16 protein-coding genes are annotated in these 18,398 nt (G+C 73.9%); 4 read left to right on the top strand and 12 right to left on the bottom strand.

Annotated elements, in window-relative coordinates; all coding sequences use genetic code 11:
* Positions 1-53: 53 nt before the first annotated feature.
* From NF338_RS08815 to NF338_RS08805, 3 genes are all read right to left on the bottom strand, one after another.
* Complete coding sequence (locus NF338_RS08815; protein ID WP_264030414.1) at positions 54-722, bottom strand: M23 family metallopeptidase; 669 nt, start codon at positions 720-722, stop codon at positions 54-56.
* Between the two features lie 39 nt (positions 723-761).
* Positions 762-2,156 (bottom strand): histidine--tRNA ligase, encoded by a 1,395-nt coding sequence (hisS, locus tag NF338_RS08810; RefSeq protein ID WP_264030413.1) that lies wholly within the window; start codon positions 2,154-2,156, stop codon positions 762-764.
* A 73-nt stretch (positions 2,157-2,229) separates the two neighbouring features.
* Entirely contained in the window at positions 2,230-3,039 is an 810-nt protein-coding gene (locus NF338_RS08805) for an MBL fold metallo-hydrolase (RefSeq protein WP_318783011.1), read from the bottom strand.
* 211 nt (positions 3,040-3,250) lie between these two features.
* On the opposite strand from NF338_RS08805, the gene NF338_RS08800 reads away from it, so the two are divergent.
* From NF338_RS08800 to ligD, 4 genes are all read left to right on the top strand, one after another.
* Positions 3,251-4,009, top strand: a complete 759-nt coding sequence (locus tag NF338_RS08800; protein WP_264030412.1) for a peptidylprolyl isomerase — start codon at positions 3,251-3,253, stop codon at positions 4,007-4,009.
* 236 nt (positions 4,010-4,245) lie between these two features.
* Complete coding sequence (locus NF338_RS08795; RefSeq protein ID WP_412846502.1) at positions 4,246-5,970, top strand: DUF349 domain-containing protein; 1,725 nt, start codon at positions 4,246-4,248, stop codon at positions 5,968-5,970.
* Positions 5,971-6,072: 102 nt separating this feature from the next.
* Positions 6,073-6,717, top strand: coding sequence for a hypothetical protein (locus tag NF338_RS08790; RefSeq protein WP_264030410.1), 645 nt, complete (start codon positions 6,073-6,075; stop codon positions 6,715-6,717).
* A gap of 10 nt (positions 6,718-6,727) precedes the next feature.
* A complete protein-coding gene (gene ligD, locus NF338_RS08785) occupies positions 6,728-7,804 on the top strand; it encodes a non-homologous end-joining DNA ligase (protein WP_264030409.1) in 1,077 nt (358 codons plus the stop codon).
* Positions 7,805-7,828: 24 nt separating this feature from the next.
* Here the strand turns inward: ligD and NF338_RS08780 are convergent, their stop codons facing one another.
* From NF338_RS08780 to ruvC, 9 genes are all read right to left on the bottom strand, one after another.
* Positions 7,829-8,935: an ATP-dependent DNA ligase gene (locus NF338_RS08780; protein ID WP_264030408.1), complete on the bottom strand. Its 1,107-nt coding sequence runs from the start codon at positions 8,933-8,935 to the stop codon at positions 7,829-7,831.
* Between the two features lie 93 nt (positions 8,936-9,028).
* Entirely contained in the window at positions 9,029-11,374 is a 2,346-nt protein-coding gene (locus NF338_RS08775) for a RelA/SpoT family protein (protein WP_087472942.1), read from the bottom strand.
* Between the two features lie 74 nt (positions 11,375-11,448).
* Entirely contained in the window at positions 11,449-12,054 is a 606-nt protein-coding gene (locus NF338_RS08770; protein WP_264030407.1) for an adenine phosphoribosyltransferase, read from the bottom strand.
* Complete coding sequence (gene secF, locus NF338_RS08765) at positions 12,051-13,166, bottom strand: protein translocase subunit SecF (RefSeq protein ID WP_264030406.1); 1,116 nt, start codon at positions 13,164-13,166, stop codon at positions 12,051-12,053. The genes NF338_RS08770 and secF overlap by 4 nt, the downstream gene beginning before the upstream one ends.
* The gene (gene secD, locus NF338_RS08760) at positions 13,166-15,172 is read right to left on the bottom strand and encodes a protein translocase subunit SecD (protein ID WP_264030405.1); all 2,007 of its coding nucleotides are present in this window, start codon (positions 15,170-15,172) and stop codon (positions 13,166-13,168) included. Before secD ends, secF begins: the two co-directional genes overlap by 1 nt.
* Before the next feature lie 78 nt (positions 15,173-15,250).
* Positions 15,251-15,700: a preprotein translocase subunit YajC gene (gene yajC, locus NF338_RS08755; RefSeq protein WP_264030404.1), complete on the bottom strand. Its 450-nt coding sequence runs from the start codon at positions 15,698-15,700 to the stop codon at positions 15,251-15,253.
* A gap of 197 nt (positions 15,701-15,897) precedes the next feature.
* On the bottom strand, positions 15,898-16,950 hold the full coding sequence (gene ruvB, locus NF338_RS08750; protein WP_412846500.1) for a Holliday junction branch migration DNA helicase RuvB: 1,053 nt from the start codon (positions 16,948-16,950) through the stop codon (positions 15,898-15,900).
* Between the two features lie 26 nt (positions 16,951-16,976).
* Positions 16,977-17,615 carry a Holliday junction branch migration protein RuvA gene (gene ruvA / locus NF338_RS08745; protein WP_264030402.1) on the bottom strand — a complete coding sequence of 213 codons (639 nt, stop codon included), beginning with the start codon at positions 17,613-17,615 and terminating at the stop codon, positions 16,977-16,979.
* A 163-nt stretch (positions 17,616-17,778) separates the two neighbouring features.
* The gene (gene ruvC / locus NF338_RS08740) at positions 17,779-18,348 is read right to left on the bottom strand and encodes a crossover junction endodeoxyribonuclease RuvC (RefSeq protein ID WP_087471981.1); all 570 of its coding nucleotides are present in this window, start codon (positions 18,346-18,348) and stop codon (positions 17,779-17,781) included.
* Positions 18,349-18,398 lie beyond the last annotated feature (50 nt).

Here is an 18,398-nt window from a genome sequence, read left to right as displayed (position 1 = left end):
GCCGTCGACGCGCCCGGGCAAGCCCGCCGGGCCGACCTACCGGCTGAGCCGCCTCACACGGGCTCGACGACCGTCCCCTCGCCCGGGACCCCGAGCGCGACCCCGCGGACGCCCGCGTCGCGCCCGTGCTCGCGGTACCTGCGGAACGCGAGCGGCACGCCCCGCGCGACGTGCGCGTCGGGACCGTCCATGGCCTGCACGTGCACGTGCGGCTGCGTCGAGTTCCCCGAGTTCCCGCACCGACCCACCACGTCGCCCGTCGTCACCCGCTGCCCGGGGCGCACCTCGACCGACCCCCGACGCAGGTGGGCCAGGACCACGAACGCGCCCGGGACGTCGAGCGCGACCACCACGTGGTTCCCCGCGAGCGCCGCGCGGCCGGCACGCGCCCGGGACGCCTGCGTGAGCGCGTACCCGAGCAGCGCGAACGGCGAGCGCCGGGCCTCGTGGTCGGGCTCGCCGTCGTGCGCCGCGACGACCGTACCCGCGCCGGGCGCGAGGACGGGCATGCCGAAGCCGAGGAACCGTTCGGGCGGCTCGGTGCCGAGCGCGGTGCGCCAGTCGCGCACGTCCGCGGTGCGGCGCCCGCGGACCGCGACGAAGTCGATCGCGTAGGTGGTGGCGAACAGGTGCGTCCCGTGGCTCGGGACGCGCCGCGCCGGGCTGTTCTGCACGAGCCACGTGCCCGCGAACGGCAGGGCGAGCTCGACCGCGTCCGCCACGTCGTCTCCCCTCGCCCTGCACGCCGTCCGGTCGGTCCGTCAGGCGCCCGCCGGCACCACCCGAGGGTGCAGGTCCTCGGCGGGCGGCGCCCACGTCGCGGCGTCGGCGTCCACCTGCTCGCCCGAGCGGATGTCCTTCACCTGGTCGGGCGAGCGCGTCCCGTCGTCCTCGACGCGCCCCGGGAACCAGACGAACGGGATCCCGCGCCGGTCGGCGTAGCGGATCTGCTTGCCGAACTTGGCGGCGGCGGGCGCGACCTCGACCGGGACGCCCCGCGACCGCAGGGCGGTCGCGACGCCGTCGGACGCACCGCGCGTCTCCTCGCTCGTCACCGCGACGACGACGGCGCTCGGCACGGAGCGCGTCGCCCGGACCAGGCCCGCCGAGAGCAGGCGCGAGACGAGGCGGGACACGCCGATCGACAGGCCGACCCCGGGGTAGGTGTTCGCGCCGTCGGACGCGAGCGTGTCGTACCGGCCGCCCGAGCAGATCGACCCGAGCTGCTCGTGCCCGACGAGCACGGTCTCGTAGACCGAGCCCGTGTAGTAGTCGAGCCCGCGCGCGATCTTCAGGTCCGCGACGACGACGCCGGGTGCGCGCACGCTCGCCGCCTCGACCAGCGCGCCGAGCTCGCCGAGACCCGTCTCGAGCAGGTCGCCCTCCACGCCGTGCTCGGCCGCGAGCGCCCGCACGCGGTCGACGACGCCCGTGTCGCTCCCGCTGATCGCCGCGAGCGCGAGGCACGCCTCGGCCTGCTCGGGCGTGACCCCGGCCTCGGAGACCAGCAGCGCGGCCACCTTCTCGGGACCGATCTTGTCGAGCTTGTCGATCTGGCGCAGGACCTCGTCCACGGCGTCGATCCCGAGACCGCGGTAGAAGCCCTCGGCGACCCGGCGGTTGTTGACCAGGACGCGGACCTCGGGCACGCCGATGTCGCGCAGCGCGCCGAGCGCCTCCGCCATGACGAGCGGCAGCTCGACCTCGTAGTGGTACGGCAGCTCGCCCGCGCCGACGACGTCGATGTCAGCCTGGGTGAACTCGCGGAAGCGCCCGTCCTGGGGGCGCTCACCGCGCCACACCTTCTGGATCTGGTAGCGCTTGAACGGGAAGGCGAGGTGCCCGGCGTTCTCCAGCACGTAGCGCGCGAACGGGACCGTGAGGTCGAAGTGCAGGCCGAGCTGCTTGTCGCCCTTGTCCCGGCGGGCGTCGTCGGCGTCCCCGGCCTCCTCCTGCAGGCGGCGCAGGACGTAGACCTCCTTGGACGTCTCGCCCTTGCGCAGGAGCTGGTCGAGCGGCTCGACCGCGCGCGTCTCGATCCCGCCGAAGCCGTGCAGCTCGAACACCCGGCGCAGGGTGTCGAGGACGTGCTGCTCGACGATCCGACCGTCGGGGAGCCATTCGGGGAAACCGGAGAGGGGTGTGGGCCTGGCCATGGGTCAGATCTTCCCAGACGCCGGCACGGTCGTCCGCACCGTCCCGGCCGCCGGACGGGCGCGGCCGAGCGGCTCAGCCCGCGAGGAAGGGGTTGGTCGCGAGCTCGCGCGCGACCGTGGTCGCGGGACCGTGCCCCGGCAGCACGCTCCACGCCGGGTCGAGGCGCCCGACGACGTCACGCAGCGTGCGGGCCATCGTCGCGCCGTCGCCGCCCGGCAGGTCCGTGCGGCCGACCGACCCGGCGAAGAGCACGTCGCCGCTCAGCACGACCCCCGCGCCGGGCTCCCCCACGACGTAGAGGGTCGACCCCTCGGTGTGCCCCGGAGCACCGACCGCGCGCAGCACGAGGTCACCCCAGCGGAGCGCCAGGTCTTCGCCCGCGGCGACGTCGAGCGTCTCCACACGGGTCGGCTCGCGGTAGTCCTCCGGCCGGGCGCCGGCGTCCGCGAGCGCCGCGCCGAGCGGGCCGGAGACGAGCGAGCGAGCGAGCTGGCCCCTGCCGGGCGAGGCGTGCTCGAGGCTGCCGAACGGGTCCGCGAGCCGGTAGGCGTCGGCCGCGTGAAGGACGACGGGCACGTCGAACCGGTCCGCGAGCGCCGCCGCGTCCCATGTGTGGTCCACGTGCCCGTGCGTCGCGAGCACGGCGCGCGGGACGAGCCCCACGGACTCGACCAGGGCGACGACCGCGTCCGCCACCCCCGCGCCGGCGTCGACCACGACGCAGTCACCGCCCGCTGCGCTCAGCACCGTGCAGTTGGTCCCGAAGACGGGGGCGACGACGACGCGCACCGTCACGGCGGGCTCGCCGGAGCCGTCGCCGGACACTGTGTCGGACGGGGCGTCGGACGGGGGCGTCGGCGGGAGGCCGCGGGGTCGGTCCACGCGGCCGAGGGTAGCCCGCGACGCCTCGTGAGGTCTCCGACGACAGGGTCGCACCGGGTCGAGGGCCGGAGCGGTCGATATCGGACCGTGACCTGCGCGCGGCAAATCCACCCGCCACCAGGGCGCTCGGTGCCTAGACTGTCCCCTACCGACCGCGGCCGCACCGGGGTCGACCGTGCGCGCCACGACGGCGCCGGACGAAGGAGCTGGGGTGTCGACGAAGAGTCGCGAGCGCGAGCAGGCGCGCCGTCGTGAGGAGAAGTGGGACCAGCACGTGGCCCAGCTCCGCGCGAGGCGCCAGCGGACCTGGTCGATCGTCGGCGTCGTCGCGGCGCTCGTGGTGATCGGCGTCGCCGTGTGGTGGGCGCTGTCGGCCACCCAGGCACCGGGCACCGACCCCGGCGGCGACGGCGACGGGACCGCTCCGGCGGCCTCCGGCGAGCACACGCTGCCCCCCGCCTCTGCCGCGGAGGGCCGCGACTGGACCTCGACGCTCACCACGAGCGCGGGCGACATCACCCTCACGCTCGACGGCGCCGACGCTCCGCAGGCCGTCGCGAGCTTCGTGTCTCTCGCCGAGTCCGGGTACTTCGACGGCACGTCGTGCCACCGCCTCACCACGTCGGGCATCTACGTGCTCCAGTGCGGCGACCCGACCGGCACGGGAACCGGCGGCCCGGGCTACTCGTTCGGCCCCATCGAGAACCCCCCGTCCGACGACGTGTACCCCGCGGGGACCGTCGCCATGGCGCGCCAGGGCGGGAACGCCGAGTCGATGGGCTCCCAGTTCTTCCTCGTGTACGAGGACTCGACCATCCCGTCCGACGCGGCGGGTGGTTACACGGTGTTCGGCACCATCACGTCCGGCCTGGACGTCGTCCAGGCAGTCGCTGACGCGGGGACGCAGGACGGATCCGGCGACGGGTCCCCCGCCACCCCGGTCACCATCGAAGGAGTTGAGACCCAGTGAGCGATCCCGCCAAGGACCAGGCGAGCGCACCGGCACCGGAGCCCGCGGAGGCGAGCGAGACCGGACGGGTCGACGCGACAGACGTGGAGCCGACGGACGCCCCCGCCGTCGCCGACGCGGCCGACGGGGCCGCCGACGCGACCGAGGCCTCGACGACCGAGACCCCGGCTCCCGCGGTCGAGGAGCCCACGGCCGAGCAGCCCGCCGAGGAGCCCGCTACCGAGCAGGAGCCCGACGTGGCCTCGAACGAGGCGGCAGCAGGCGTGGCGGACACCGCGGCGAGCGCCGAGGAGACTGCTCCGGCCGTCACCGAGCCCGTGAGCGAGCCTGCTGACGCTCCCGTCGCCGACGCCGGGCCGGCCGACGAGCCCGTCGCGGGGGCCGAGCCCACCGACGCGTCGACCACCGCCGCGCAGGACGCCGAGACCCCCACGGCCGAGAACGCGGCACCCGCCGCCGAGACCGCGCCTGCGGCCGAGACCGAGGCCGAGGCCGAGGCCGAAACTGCGGCCGAGACCGCGGCCGCGGCTCCGGATGCGGCTGCGGCGAAGCCCGCCGCCCCGCGGCCGGGCCCGCGTCCCAAGCCCTCCGCCGTGCCCCACCCGCCGCGCAAGCCTGCGCCCGCCGCGGCGGGCGCCCCGGCCGCGTCGGCCGCCGTGCCCGAGGTGCCGACGGTCCCGGCGCTCGCCGACGACTCGGCGGCTGCGAAGGCGGCGGCCGAGTTCGGTCGCGTCGACGAGGACGGCACCGTCTACGTCCGCGAGAGCGCCGGCGAGCGTTCCGTCGGCCAGTTCCCCGGCGTCGACACCGAGGAGGCGCTCGCGCTGTACGTGCGGCGCTACCTCGACCTCCAGGCGAAGGTCGCGCTCTTCGAGGCGCGCCTGACGAGCACCGACCTGTCGGTCAAGGAGATCGACCAGACGATCACCCGCCTCACCGAGGAGACCGCCGAGCCGTCCGCCGTCGGCGACCTCGACGGCCTGCGCGCGCAGGTCGAGGCGCTGCGCGGTGCCGCGGCCGAGCGCCGCGGCCAGCTCGAGGCGGAGCGCGCCACCGCCAAGGCGGCCGCTCTCGAGGCGCGGACCGAGATCATCGAGGCGGCCGAGAAGATCGCTGCGACCGACCCGAGCCGCATGCAGTGGCGGCCCGCCGGCGAGGAGCTGCGCGGCCTGCTCGACCGCTGGAAGGAGGCGCAGCGCTCCGGCCCGCGGATCGACCGGACGAGCGAGGAGGCGCTCTGGAAGCGGTTCAGCCACGCGCGGACCGCGTTTGACCGCGAGCGTCGGCACTACTTCGCCGAGCTCGAGCAGCGCAACGCCTCCGCCAAGACGGCCAAGGAGAAGCTCGTCGCCGAGGCCGAGGCGCTGTCGTCCAGCACGGACTGGGGTCCGACGGCCGGCGCGTACCGCGACCTCATGGCGCGGTGGAAGGCCGCCGGCCGGGCGAGCCGCAAGGACGACGACGCGCTGTGGGCCCGGTTCCGCGCCGCGCAGGACACGTTCTTCCAGGCCCGCGACGCGGCCAACTCGGCGACCGACGCCGAGTACGCGGCCAACCTCGAGGTCAAGGAGGCGCTGCTCGCGGAGGCGGAGAAGCTCGTCCCGGTGAAGAACCTCGGCGCGGCGAAGGCGGCGTTGCGTGACCTCCAGGAGCGTTGGGAGGAGGCCGGCCGCGTGCCGCGCGGCGACCTGCAGCGCGTCGAGGGTCGCCTGCGCGCGGTCGAGAACGCCGTCCGCGACGCCGAGCAGGCGCAGTGGACGCGGACCAACCCCGAGACGCGGGCGCGCGCCGAGGGCGCCGCGGCGCAGCTCGAGTCCGCGATCGAGGGCCTCGAGGCGGACCTCGCGGCCGCGCAGAGCCGCGGGGACGCCCGTGCGGTCAAGGACCTCGAGACGGCGCTGACCGCGCGCCGTGCCTGGCTCGAGCAGGTCGTGCGCGCGGCGGAGGACTCGCGCGGCTGACGTCGTCCGTCAGCATCTGCTGCACCCGGAGGGGCCGGCACTCGTCCACAGGCGAGCGCCGGCCCCTTCCGCCTGCACGGGCCGATGGTGCACGGTGTGCGCATGCTGCCCGCCACCCGTACCGTCAGGCCCGCCGGCGGTCCCGCCGCCGGACTCGCCGAGACCCTGGTACGTCTCCTCACGCCTCGCGCCGTGGACGTGGGGCTCCTGGTCGTACCGGCCGACGTCGGCGGGCACGCCGCCTTCCAGGACCTCGTGCGGTCCGGGTCGCTCCGCCGCCTCTGGGCCGACGTCGCCGCGCCCGCGCGCGTGCCGGACACGCCGACGCTCCGCGCGCTCGCGGTCCGCGACCTCGTCCCGCAGGGGACCGTCCTCGGCGGGAGCGCCGCGGCGTGGGTGCTGTGCGGCTCGCCCGCACCGCGCGTGCTCGACGTCGTGTACCCGCCCGGTCGGCACCGTCCCGCACCGCTCGCGGGGCGCGCGCCGCGCCAGTCGCACGTGCTGCGCGACGACCGGGCCCTCGTCGCCGGGGTGGCGGTGACGTCGGTCGTGCGGACCGCCCTGGACGTCGCGACGCGGTGCGATCCCGACGAGGCGCTCGCGACCCTCCGCCGGCTGCGCGACGTGTGCGGGCTCGAGCCCCGGGTCGCCGCCCGGTCGCTCGAGCTGCGGCACCGGTGGGCCGAGCGGCCGCGGGCGCGACGCACCCTTGCGCTCCTGCTCGCCGGGGAGGACGACCCGGTCTAGGTTGGTCGGCATGGCCGCAGCCACGACACCTCCCGTGGAGCTCGACGTCCGTGGCCGGACCGTGCGCGTCACGAGCCCGGACCGCGTCGTCTTCCCCGCGCGCGGGGTGACCAAGCTCGACGTCGTGCAGTACTTCCTCAGCGTCGGTGACGGGATCCTCGGCGCCTTGGTCGACCGTCCGACCACGCTCGAACGCTGGCCCAAGGGCGTGTTCGAGGGGGCGCGGATGAGCACCCGCACCGACAACACGGGCGACGCCTTCTACCAGAAGCGCATCCCCAAGGGCGCGCCCGACTACGTGCGCACCGCGCGCATCGCCTTCCCGAGCGGGCGGACCGCCGACGAGGTGTGCCCGACCGAGCTCGCCGTCGTCGCGTGGGCGGCGAACCTCGGGACCCTGACGTTCCACCCGTGGCCCGTGCGGGGCGAGGACGTCGAGGCCGTGGACCAGCTCCGCATCGACCTCGACCCCCAGCCCGGGACCGACTTCGACGACGCCGTGCGCGTCGCGCCGCACCTGCGCGAGGTGCTCGACGAGCTGGGCCTCCCCGGGTACCCGAAGACGTCGGGCGGGCGCGGCGTCCACGTGTTCGTGCCGATCGCGCCCGAGTGGGACTTCGTCGCGGCACGCCGCGCGACGATCGCGATCGGTCGCGAGCTCGAGCGCCGCCTCCCCGAGCAGGTCACCACCAAGTGGTGGAAGGAGGAGCGCGGCGCCAAGATCTTCGTCGACTACAACCAGATGGCGCGCGACCGCACCATCGCCTCGGCGTACTCGATCCGCTCCAACCAGCGCGCCATCGTCTCGGCGCCGCTGCGCTGGGAGGAGCTCGGCGACGTCCACCCGGACGACTTCGACGTGCTGACCGTGCCGGCCCGGTTCGCCGAGGTCGGCGACCTGTTCGCGCCGCTGCGCGCCGACCGGGACGACCCGGGGTCCTCGCTCGAGGCCGCGCTGGAGCTGTCCCGGCGCGACGAGGCGGAGCACGGGCTCGGCGACCTCCCCTATCCCCCGGAGTACCCCAAGATGCCGGGCGAGCCCAAGCGCGTGCAGCCGAGCAAGGACCGCGACCGGCCGCGCGGGTAACCGTCGGCGCGAGCGCGCGAGTGGCTAGGCCACGCCGGGCGCGCCGGGGAGGATGCCCGTCAGGTCGTAGCGCACCGGCTCCTCGAGCTGCTCGTACGTGCACGACGACGGGTCGCGGTCGTCCCGCCAGCGCCGGAACTGCGCCGTGTGCCGGAACCGCGTGCCCTCCATGTGGTCGTACGCCACCTCGAGCACGCGCTCGACGCGCAGCGGCGTGAAGGAGAGGTCCTTGCCGGAGCTCCACCGCGACACGGCGCCCGGCATCCGCTCGCCCGCGGGGTTCTCCCAGCCGGACCAGGGGTGCGCGTCGGCTTCCGGCGTGCCCGGCTCGACGACCAGCGGGGCGAGCTCGGCCACGAGCGCGGCCCGGCGCGCCGTCGGGAAGGACGCGGCGACACCCACGAACTGGAGCTGACCGCCGTCGTCGTACAGCCCGAGCAGGAGCGACCCGAGCAGCGGCTTCGCGGGCGTCGACGTCTTGTGCAGCCGGTACCCCGCGAGCACGACGTCCGCCTCGCGCCCGTGCTTGATCTTCAGCATCGCGCGCTTGTTCGGCTGGTACGTGCCGTCGAGCGGCTTCGCGACGACGCCGTCCAGACCCGCCCCCTCGAAGGTGTCGAACCACTCGCGCGCGACCGCGACGTCACGGGTGCGGGGGGTGGCGTGCACGGCGGGGCCGTCGAGCCCGAGCGAGTCCAGCACCTCGTGGCGGCGTGCCAGCGGCTCGCCCGTGAGATCGTCGTCACCGAGCGCGAGCACGTCGAACACGACCAGCGCGGCGGGCGTCTGCTCGGCGAGCAGACGCACCCGCGAGGCGGCGGGGTGGATCCGCTGCTGGAGCACCTCGAACTCGAGGCGCCCGTCCTGGGCGACGACGATCTCGCCGTCGACCACGCAACGGGGCGGGAGCGCCGCGCGCACCGCCTCGACGACCTCCGGGAAGTAACGCTCCATCGGGCGTGCGTTGCGGCTGTCGAGCCGCACCTCGTCGCCGTCGCGGTACACGATCGCGCGGAACCCGTCCCACTTGGGCTCGTACACGTACCCGCCCTCCACGGCGTCGGGCTCGGGCACGTCGGGCACGGACTTCGCGAGCATGGGCAGCACGGGAGGCATGACGGGCAGGTCCATGTGCCGATGCTGCCACCGGCCGCGGCGTGCGGCACGACGACACCGTCCGGGTCGCGTCAAGCACGGCTGCTCGTGCGGCGCGAGCGCGAGGGGTCAGGCGGGGAGCTGCGTCGCCTCGGCGGCCTTCGTCCCCGTGATGCGGTAGACGTCGAACACGCCGTCGACCTTGCGGACCGCGCTGAGCACCTGCGCGAGGTGTGCCGGCTCCGCCATCTCGAAGACGAAGCGGGACATCGCGACGCGGTCGTTCGACGTCGACACGGTCGCCGAGAGGATGTTCACGTGGTTGTCCGACAGGACGCGCGTGACGTCGGAGAGCAGGCGGGCACGGTCGAGCGCCTCGACCTGGATCTGGACGAGGAACATCGCGTTGCTGCCCGTGGTCCACGAGACGTCCACGATGCGCTCGGGCTGGTTGCGCAGCCCGACGACGTTCGCGCAGTCCGCGCGGTGCACGCTGACGCCCTGGCCGCGTGTGATGAAGCCGATGATCTCGTCGCCGGGGACGGGGGTGCAGCACTTGGCGAGCTTGACCCAGATGTCGTCGACGCCCTTGACCATGACGCCGGGGTCGCCCGTGCGCACGCGGCGCGCGGTGTGACCCGGGCGCGCGGTCTCCGCGACGTCCTCGACCGTGCCCTCCTCGCCGCCCATCGCCTGGACGAGCTTGGAGACGACGTTGGCCGCCGACACCTGGCCCTCGCCGATCGCGGCGTACAGCGCCGTGACGTCGGCGAAGCGGAGCTCGTTGGCGAGCGCGACGAGCGACTCGTGCGAGAGCAGGCGCTGGATCGGCAGGTTCTGCTTGCGCATCGCCTTGGCGATCGCGTCCTTGCCGTGCTCGACCGCCTCCTCGCGACGCTCCTTGGAGAACCACTGCCGGATCTTGTTGCGCGCGCGGGGGCTCTTGACGAACGCGAGCCAGTCCCGGCTCGGGCCCGCGTTCTCGGACTTGGAGGTGAGGACGTCGACCGAGTCGCCGTTCTCGAGCGTCGAGTCGAGCGGCACGAGGCGCCCGTTGACGCGCGCGCCCATGGTCCGGTGGCCGACCTCGGTGTGCACCGCATAGGCGAAGTCCACCGGGGTGGACCCCGCGGGCAAGGCCATGACGTCGCCCTTGGGCGTGAAGACGTAGACCTCCGCGCCGCCGATCTCGAAGCGCAGCGAGTCGAGGAACTCCGCGGGGTCCGCCGTCTCGCGCTGCCAGTCGACGAGCTGGCGCAGCCAGCGCATGTCGTTCGCCGCGGTGTCGTCCTTCGCGGTCTTCCCGCCCGACTTGGCGGTCTCCTTGTACTTCCAGTGCGCCGCGACGCCGTACTCCGCGCGTCGGTGCATCTCGTGCGTGCGGATCTGGATCTCGACCGGCTTTCCGCCGGGGCCGATGACCGTCGTGTGCAACGACTGGTACATGTTGAACTTCGGCATCGCGATGTAGTCCTTGAACCGCCCGGGCACGGGGTTCCACCGCGCGTGCAGCGCACCGAGCGCCGCGTAGCAGTCCCGGACGCTGTCCACGAGGACGCGCGCACCGACGAGGTCGTAGATCTCCGCGAAGTCGTGCCCGCGCACGATCATCTTCTGGTAGATCGAGTAGTAGTGCTTGGGCCGCCCGGTCACGGTCGCCTTGATCTTCGCGCTGCGCAGGTCCGCCGTGACCTGCTCGCGCACGACCGCGAGGTACTCCTCGCGTGCGGGCGCCCGCTCGGCCACGAGGTGCACGATCTCGTCGTAGACCTTGGGGTACAGAGCCTGGAACGACAGGTCCTCGAGCTCCCACTTGATCGTGTTCATGCCGAGGCGGTGCGCGAGCGGCGCGTAGATCTCGAGCGTCTCGCGCGCCTTGCGGCCCGCCGACGAGGACGAGACGTACTTCCAGGTGCGCGCGTTGTGGAGGCGGTCGGCGAGCTTGATGACGAGCACGCGGATGTCGCGCGCCATGGCGACGACCATCTTGCGCACCGTCTCGGCCTGCGCGGCGTCGCCGTACGTCACCTTGTCGAGCTTGGTCACGCCGTCGACGAGCATGGCGATCTCCTCGCCGTACTCCTCGGTGAGCTGCGCGAGGGAGTAGTCGGTGTCCTCCACCGTGTCGTGCAGCAGCGCGGCGGCGAGGGTCGACCCGTCGAAGCCGAGCTCGGCGAGGATCGTCGCGACGGCGACGGGGTGCGTGATGTACGGGTCGCCGCTCTTGCGCAGCTGCCCCCGGTGCGCGCGCTCCGCGGTCTCGTAGGCACGCTCGATGACCGTGAGGTCGGTGCGGGGGTGGTTCGTGCGGACGGCCTGGAGGACGGGCTCGAGCGCGGGGCTGCCCGCGTTGGGCCGGGCACCGAAGCGGACGAGGCGCGACCGTACCCCGCGCCCGCCCGAGCCGCCCGCGCCGGGAGCGGGCTGCGCGCCCGCCTTCTCCGGGGCGCGCGACGTCCTGGTGTTCTCGCTCATGCGCGCCTCCTTCCGCAGAGCGGCGATCGCCGACACGGTGTCGACGACCAGCCGAGACGACCGGAGTGGCAATCCTACGACTCGACGTGGACCAGCGTGGTCACGTCGCGGCCCGCGAGCCGCTCCCGGCCACCCAGTCCCTCGAGCTCCAGGAGGAACGCGAGGCCGACGACGACGCCTCCCCCGCGCTCGACGAGCTCGGCGCCCGCGGCCGCCGTGCCCCCGGTCGCGAGCACGTCGTCCACCACCAGAACACGCGCACCGGGCGGCAGTGTTCCCGACCGGAGCTCGATCGTGGCGGTCCCGTACTCGAGGTCGTACGTCACGGCGTCGGTGGGCGGCGGCAGCTTGCCCGCCTTGCGCAGCGGCACGAAGCCGACGCCCAGGTGCGTCGCGAGCGGCGCGCCGATCAGGAAGCCCCGCGCCTCCATGCCCGCGACGAGATCGATGCCGCCCGCGGCGCGCGCCACGTCCCCGAGCGCCTCGACGACGTGACCGAAGGCCGCGCCGTCGGCGAGGAGACCCGTGATGTCGCGGAACGTGATGCCGGGCCCCGGGTAGTCGGGCACGGCACGCACGAGCTCGAGCACGCGGGAGGACCGCTGCGCGCCGAGACCGGCGAGGCCGACGGCCCGCAGGCCGTCCACCTCGCCGGTCGGCGTGTGGTGCGGGTCCGTCATCGGGGACGACGGCGACGCGGCTGCGCCTTGTTGCCCAGGTGCTCACCCGGCTGGAGCTGACGGTGGCCCGACACGCCCGCCGCCGCGAGCACGGCGTCGTCGTCCGACTCCTCGCCGGCGTCCGCGAGCCGCTCGGCGCGCAGCGCCTCGACCTTGCGCGTGTGCGCGGCGATCGCCGGCTCCCGCGTGCGGAGCCACACCTCGAGCGGCGTCGCGAGGAAGATCGACGACGCGGTGCCGACGGCGATACCGACGAAGAGCGACAGCGAGATGTCCCGCAGCGTGCCGGCGCCGAGGGCGAAGGCACCGATGAAGAGGATGCCCGCGACCGGGAGCAGCGCGACCACTCCGGTGTTGATCGACCGGACGAGCGTCTGGTTCACACCGAGGTTGGCCCGCTCGGCGTAGGTGCTGCGGGTCTGGTCGAGGATGCCCGCCGTGTTCTCGCGGACCTTGTCGAACACCACGACCTTGTCGTACAGCGAGTAGCCCAGGATCGTGAGGAACCCGATGATGGTCGACGGCGTGACCTCCCAGCCCACCGCGGCGTAGACGCCCGCGGAGATGAGCAGGTCGGCGAGCAGCGCGATGATCGCGGCGAGCGACATGCGCCAGGCGCGGAAGTAGATCGCCATGAAGACCGCGACGAGGCCGATGAACACGACGACGCCCCACAGCGCGCGCGACGACACGTCGGCGCCCCAGGTCGGGCCGACGAACGCGCTCGCCACCTCGTTCACGTCGACGCCGTAGGCGTCCGCCAGGGCCTGCCGCACCGCGTTGACCTGGTCCTCGTCGGCGAGCTCCGCGGTCTGGACCCGCAGCGCGCTCTCGCCGACGCTCGACACGCGGGGCTCGGCGTCGGGCGCGATCGAGTGCACGGCGTCGACGGCCGGCTCCTGCGACTTGTCCGTGATGCTCGTGACCGTGAACTCCGAGCCACCGCGGAAGTCGAGACCCAGGTTGAGCCCCTGGACGGCGATCACGATGACGGAGAGCAGGCTGAGCACGCCCACGACGATGAACCAGCGCTTGCGCTGCTGGACGATCGGGTAGGACTTGCGCCCCGTGTAGAGGTCGTTGCCCCACTGGGCAAAGCTACGGGCGGCCATCAGCGGTTCTCCTCGTTCTCACCGTCGATGGCGGACGGCGCGGCGTCAGCCGGCCCGTCCGTCCCACCGGGTGCCGGTTCCTGTGCGGCGGCGGCGCGACGCTCCGCCGCGCGGCGCTCGGCGATCGTCAGTCGTCGCCCGTCCTCGGCGTGCGCCGGCGTCCGCGGCGCGGAGCCGGCGAGAACGAGCTCGTCCTCGCCCTTCGCACCTGCGGGCTCCTGCTCGGCCACGGGGGCGTCGCGGCGGTCGGCGGGCTGCCCCGGCCCGACCACCTTGCCGGCACCCACGTAGCGCGGGCCGCGCGTCTGCAGCCGGTCCGGCGAAAGGCCGGACCACTTGTGCCCGTCGCGGAAGAACGGGACGCGGGCCACGAGCTCCATCACCGGGTGCGTGAACCAGAAGACCACGGCGACGTCGATGATCGTCGTGAGACCGAGCGTGACGGCGAAGCCCTGGACGCCACCCACCGCGAGGAAGTAGAGCACGACCGCGGAGATGAGGTTGACGGCCTTCGCGGCGAGGATCGTCCGGCGGGCTCGCGCCCAGCCCTTGGACACGGCCTGCTGGAGCGTGCGCCCGTCGCGCAGCTCGTCGCGGATGCGTTCGAAGTACACGATGAACGAGTCCGCGGTGAAGCCGATCGCGACGATGAGGCCCGCGACGCCCGCGAGGGAGAGGCGGTAACCGATACCCCACGACATGAGCGCGATGGTCAGGTAGGTGACCACGCCCGCCACCAGGAGCGACGCGATGGTGAGGAACCCGAGCATCCGGTACTGGAAGAGCGAGTAGATGAACACGAGCAGCAGACCGATGACGCCGGCGATGAGCCCCTTCTGGAGCTGCTCGCTCCCCAGGGTCGCCGAGATCTGCTCCTGGCTCTGCACCTCGAACGTCAGGGGAAGAGCACCGAAGTTCAGCTGGTTGGCGAGCGTCGCCGCAGAGTCTCGCGTGAAGCTCCCGGAGATCTCGGCCTTGCCGTCGGGGATGACGGCCTGCGAGACCGGCGCGGAGATGACGAGCCCGTCGAGGACCATCGCGAACTGGTTCTGCGGGGCCGGCAGCGACGTGAGGCGCGTGGTGACCTCACGGAACTCCTTGGTGCCCTCGGAGTCGAACTCGAGGTTGACGACCCACTCGTTCGTGACGACGCCGTTCTGCCCGACGCGCAGTCCGGAGTTCGCGTTCGAGATGTCGGTGCCCTCGATCTCGACCGGGCCGAGGATGTACTTGGCCGAGCCGTCGTCCGCGCACGAGACGAACGCCGCGTCGGTCGGGCCGCTGTCGCCACCCACCTGGTTCTCCGGCAGGGTGCAGTCCAGCGCGTCGAACTCCGCCTGCAGCTCCGGCGTGATCTGCGCCAGGTCGCTGGGGTTCTCCGGGCGGGTCGTCTCCGTGTCGGTCCCCGGCGTCGCGTCGTCGGCAGGGGCGTCGGTGGCCGCGTCGGCCGCGGGGTCCGTGGCCTCGTCAGCAGCGGGATCCGTCGCGTCGTCGGTCGCAGGGTCCGCGGACTCGGTCGCGGGGTCCGCGCTCTCCTCCGTCGCGGCCTCGTCACCCGTCGCGTCCTCGGCGGGCGTCGCGGTCGGCATGCCGACCGTGAGGACCGGCCGGAACCGCATCTGCGCCGACGCGCTGACGAGGTCGATCGTCTCCTGGGACGGCTGGCCCGGGATCCCGACGACGATCTTGTCGCGGCCCTGGCTCGTGATCTCCGTCTCGGAGACGCCCTGCGCGTCGATGCGCTGGCGGATGACGTTGATCGCCTGGTTGATCGTCTCGGGCGTGACCGCGGACGCGTCCTCCGTCACGGGCTGCAGGACGATCTGCGTCCCGCCCTCGAGGTCGAGCGCGAGCGCAGGGGCGAAAGAGGCACCGCCCGGGTTGTCCGCCGACCGACCGTCCACCTTGGTCCCCGCGAAGAGCGCGCCGAAAAGGACGACGCTCAGGAGCAGGAACAGGACGATCGTCCGGACGGGCCGGGAACGGCGCGTGCTGGAGTTGGCCAACTGTCTGTCTCTTCTCGTGCGGTCGGCCCGGGGGCCGACCAGGTCAGGCGCCGGTCGCACGAGGCGACCGGCGCACGGTCACTTGCTCTCGGTGCCCTCGTCGCGTCGGTCACGGTCCTTGTCCGTGGCCTCGCCGGTCAGGCCGGACAGGTCGTCGGGGACGACGAGATCGTCGACGTCCTCCTTGGACGTGGACGACGCACTTCCGTAGAGCGCGTCACCGTCGGTCGCCTCGTCGGACTCCGACTCCCCCTCCTCGGCCTCGACCGGCGGGTCGACCAGCTTCGCGATGGCCGCCCGCAGCCACCGGGACTGGTTGCCCGGCGTGGACTCGATCGTGATGACGTCGGCGTCCTCGTCGACGTCGACGATCGTGCCGAACATGCCCGAGCCCGTCATCACCTCCTGCCCGGGGGCGAGGGTCGCCCGGAAGTTCTGGGCCTCGCGCTGCTGCTTGCGGGTGCGGCTGGTCATGAGGAACATCGCACCCGCCGCGAGGGCGAGGATGAGGATGAAGCTGATATCCATGACGGAGTCTCGTGTCCTGTTCTGTGCGGGATCTGCGCGCAGTCTAGGCGTGCGCGCACGGTTCACCAACGAGCCGTCTCGCCGCGGAGTTCCGCCCGCTCGGGTCCCGACCATTCTAGGACCACGTTCGGCGCGCCTGTGACCGCCGTCACGGGGCCCTCGTCGTCGCCCGCGACGGGTCTCGGGCAGGACTGCCGTCAGGCGTCGAACAGGGTGCCGCCCTCGCGCGGCGGGGTGAGCCCGAGGTGCGCCCACGCGGCCGGGGTCGCGACGCGCCCGCGGGGGGTCCGCCCGATCAGGCCCTCGCGCACCAGGTACGGCTCGGCGACCGTCTCCACCGTCTCGGCCTCCTCGCCGACCGTCACGGCGAGCGTCGTCAGGCCGACCGGCCCGCCGTTGAACCGCGTGCACAGCGCCGTGAGGACCGCCCGGTCGAGGCGGTCGAGGCCGATGGGGTCCACCTCGTAGACCTCGAGCGCCGCTCGCGCGGCGGCGAGGTCCATGCTCCCGTCGCCGCGGACCTGCGCCCAGTCGCGCACGCGTCGCAGCAGGCGGTTGGCGATGCGGGGCGTGCCGCGCGAGCGGCCGGCGATCTCTCGCGCGGCCTCCGGGTCGAGCGCCACGCCGAGCAGCCCGGCGGACCGGGAGAGCACGCGCTCCAGCTCGTCGCTCGAGTAGAAGTCGAGGTGCCCGGTGAAGCCGAACCGGTCACGCAGGGGCGCGGGCAGCAGCCCCGCGCGCGTCGTGGCGCCGACCGCCGTGAACGGTGGCAGCGAGAGCGGGATCGCGCTGGCACCCGCGCCCTTGCCCACGACGACGTCGACCCGGAAGTCCTCCATCGCCATGTAGAGGAGCTCCTCCGCGGGCCGTGCGAGACGGTGGATCTCGTCGATGAAGAGGACCTCGCCCTCCTCGAGCGAGGAGAGCACGGCCGCCAGGTCGCCCGCGTGCTGGATCGCCGGACCGGACGTCACGCGCAGCGACGTCCCGAGCTCGGCCGCGATGATCATGGCGAGCGTCGTCTTGCCGAGCCCGGGCGGACCGGACAGGAGCACGTGGTCCGGCGAGCTCCCGCGGGCGAGAGCGGCCTGGAGCACGAGCGAGAGCTGGTCGCGCACGACGGCCTGCCCGACGAACTCGTCGAGCCGGCGTGGGCGCAGCGCCGCCTCGGCGGCGCGCTCGAGGTCGTCGGCCCCCGCCGCGACGATCCGCTCGGACGAGAACGTCCCGTCCCCGCCGAAGCCGTCCACGCCCACCTGGTCGAAGCTCGCCACGGTCAGCCCCTCGGTCCGCCGAGGACGCGCAGCGCCGCGCGCAGCGCGCCGGCCACGTCGGGCGCCTCGACGACGTCGACCCCGGCCTCGGCGAGCACGGTGGAGACCGCGTCGTCCGCGGCCTTGAGGTTCCAGCCGAGGCCCACGAGCGCCTCGACCACCTGGTCACGGCGGTCGTCGACCCGACGCGGCCCGGTCCCGACGGCGGTCGCGCCGGCCTCGGGGGCGTCGGCACCGGTGGGCGGCCCGAGCTTGTCGCCCAGCTCGAGCGCGATCCGCTGCGCACCCTTGTTCCCGATGCCGGGGACACGCACGAGGGCGGCGATGTCGCCACCCCCCACGGCGCGGCGCAGGGCGTCGGGCGTGTGCACCGCGAGCATCGCGAGCGCGAGCCGCGGCCCGACGCCGCTGACGGTCTGGACGGTCTCGAAGACGGTCCGCTCGTCGTCGTCGGCGAACCCGTAGAGCGTGAAGGAGTCCTCGCGGACCACGAGGCTCGTCGCGAGCCGGGCGTCCTCGCCGACGCGCAGGCCCGCGAGCGTGGCCGGAGTGGCGTGCACGAGGTACCCCACTCCCCCGACCTCGAGCACGGTGCGGTCGAGCTGGACGCTCGCCACGACTCCGCTCAGCGACGCGATCACCCAGGCTCCTCTCCCGGTCGGCAGCGCCGACCTGGTCCGATGGTCCGCCGGCCCGACGACCTCTCGCGGCCCGAGGAGTGCGTCGAACACCCGTACGACCGCGGTCACTCTAGCAAGGTGCGCCCACGCCCCGACCGACCGACACGGGAGGCGTCAGCAGCCGTCAGCGCGGTGCCCGCCGTCCCTTCGCCGCGTGCTCCGCCGCGGCCCAGGCGCGCTGCGCCGGCGTCAGCTCGTGCCGCTCGCCGCCCTGGAGCGCACCCGACGGCCTCCACAGGTGGCAGATCGCGAGCGCGAGCGCGTCGGCGGCGTCCGCGGGCCTCGGCGGCTCCGCGAGCCCCAGGATGCTCGCGACCATGCGCTGGACCTGCTCCTTGCCCGCGCGCCCGCTCCCGGTGACCGCGGCCTTGACCTCGGACGGGGTGTGCAGCGCGACGGGGACGCCCCGCTTCGCCGCGCCGACCATCGCGAGACCCGCGGCCTGGGCCGTGCCCATCACGGTCCCGACGTTGTGCTGGGCGAACACGCGCTCGACCGCGACGACGTCCGGGACGTGCTCGTCGAACCACGCGTCGAGCCGCTCCGCGATCCGCAGGAGCCGCAGGTCCACGCTGAGGTCCGGGTCCGTCCGGATCACGCCGACGGCCACGAGCTCGGCCCGCCGCCCGCGCGCGGAGTCCACCACCCCGACACCGCACCGAGTCAGACCAGGATCCACTCCGAGAACGCGCACCCCTCGACCCTTTCATGTGAACGGCACGGACCGGCCGTGCCACGCGGGTC

Origin of the sequence: Cellulosimicrobium sp. SH8 (assembly GCF_025818875.1) — a bacterium.
Lineage (GTDB): Bacteria > Actinomycetota > Actinomycetes > Actinomycetales > Cellulomonadaceae > Cellulosimicrobium > Cellulosimicrobium cellulans_D.
This window is presented reverse-complemented; position numbering and strand designations above follow the sequence as displayed.

Bases quoted from the DNA above. Each gene is read 5' to 3' on its own strand.
- hisS (WP_264030413.1), bottom strand. From the start codon at position 2,156: ATGGCCAGGCCCACACCCCTCTCCGGTTTCCCCGAATGGCTCCCCGAC.
- NF338_RS08790 (WP_264030410.1), top strand. From the start codon at position 6,073: ATGCTGCCCGCCACCCGTACCGTCAGGCCCGCCGGCGGTCCCGCCGCC.
- ligD (WP_264030409.1), top strand. From the start codon at position 6,728: ATGGCCGCAGCCACGACACCTCCCGTGGAGCTCGACGTCCGTGGCCGG.
- NF338_RS08780 (WP_264030408.1), bottom strand. From the start codon at position 8,935: ATGGACCTGCCCGTCATGCCTCCCGTGCTGCCCATGCTCGCGAAGTCC.
- NF338_RS08775 (WP_087472942.1), bottom strand. From the start codon at position 11,374: ATGAGCGAGAACACCAGGACGTCGCGCGCCCCGGAGAAGGCGGGCGCG.
- NF338_RS08770 (WP_264030407.1), bottom strand. From the start codon at position 12,054: ATGACGGACCCGCACCACACGCCGACCGGCGAGGTGGACGGCCTGCGG.
- secF (WP_264030406.1), bottom strand. From the start codon at position 13,166: ATGGCCGCCCGTAGCTTTGCCCAGTGGGGCAACGACCTCTACACGGGG.
- yajC (WP_264030404.1), bottom strand. From the start codon at position 15,700: ATGGATATCAGCTTCATCCTCATCCTCGCCCTCGCGGCGGGTGCGATG.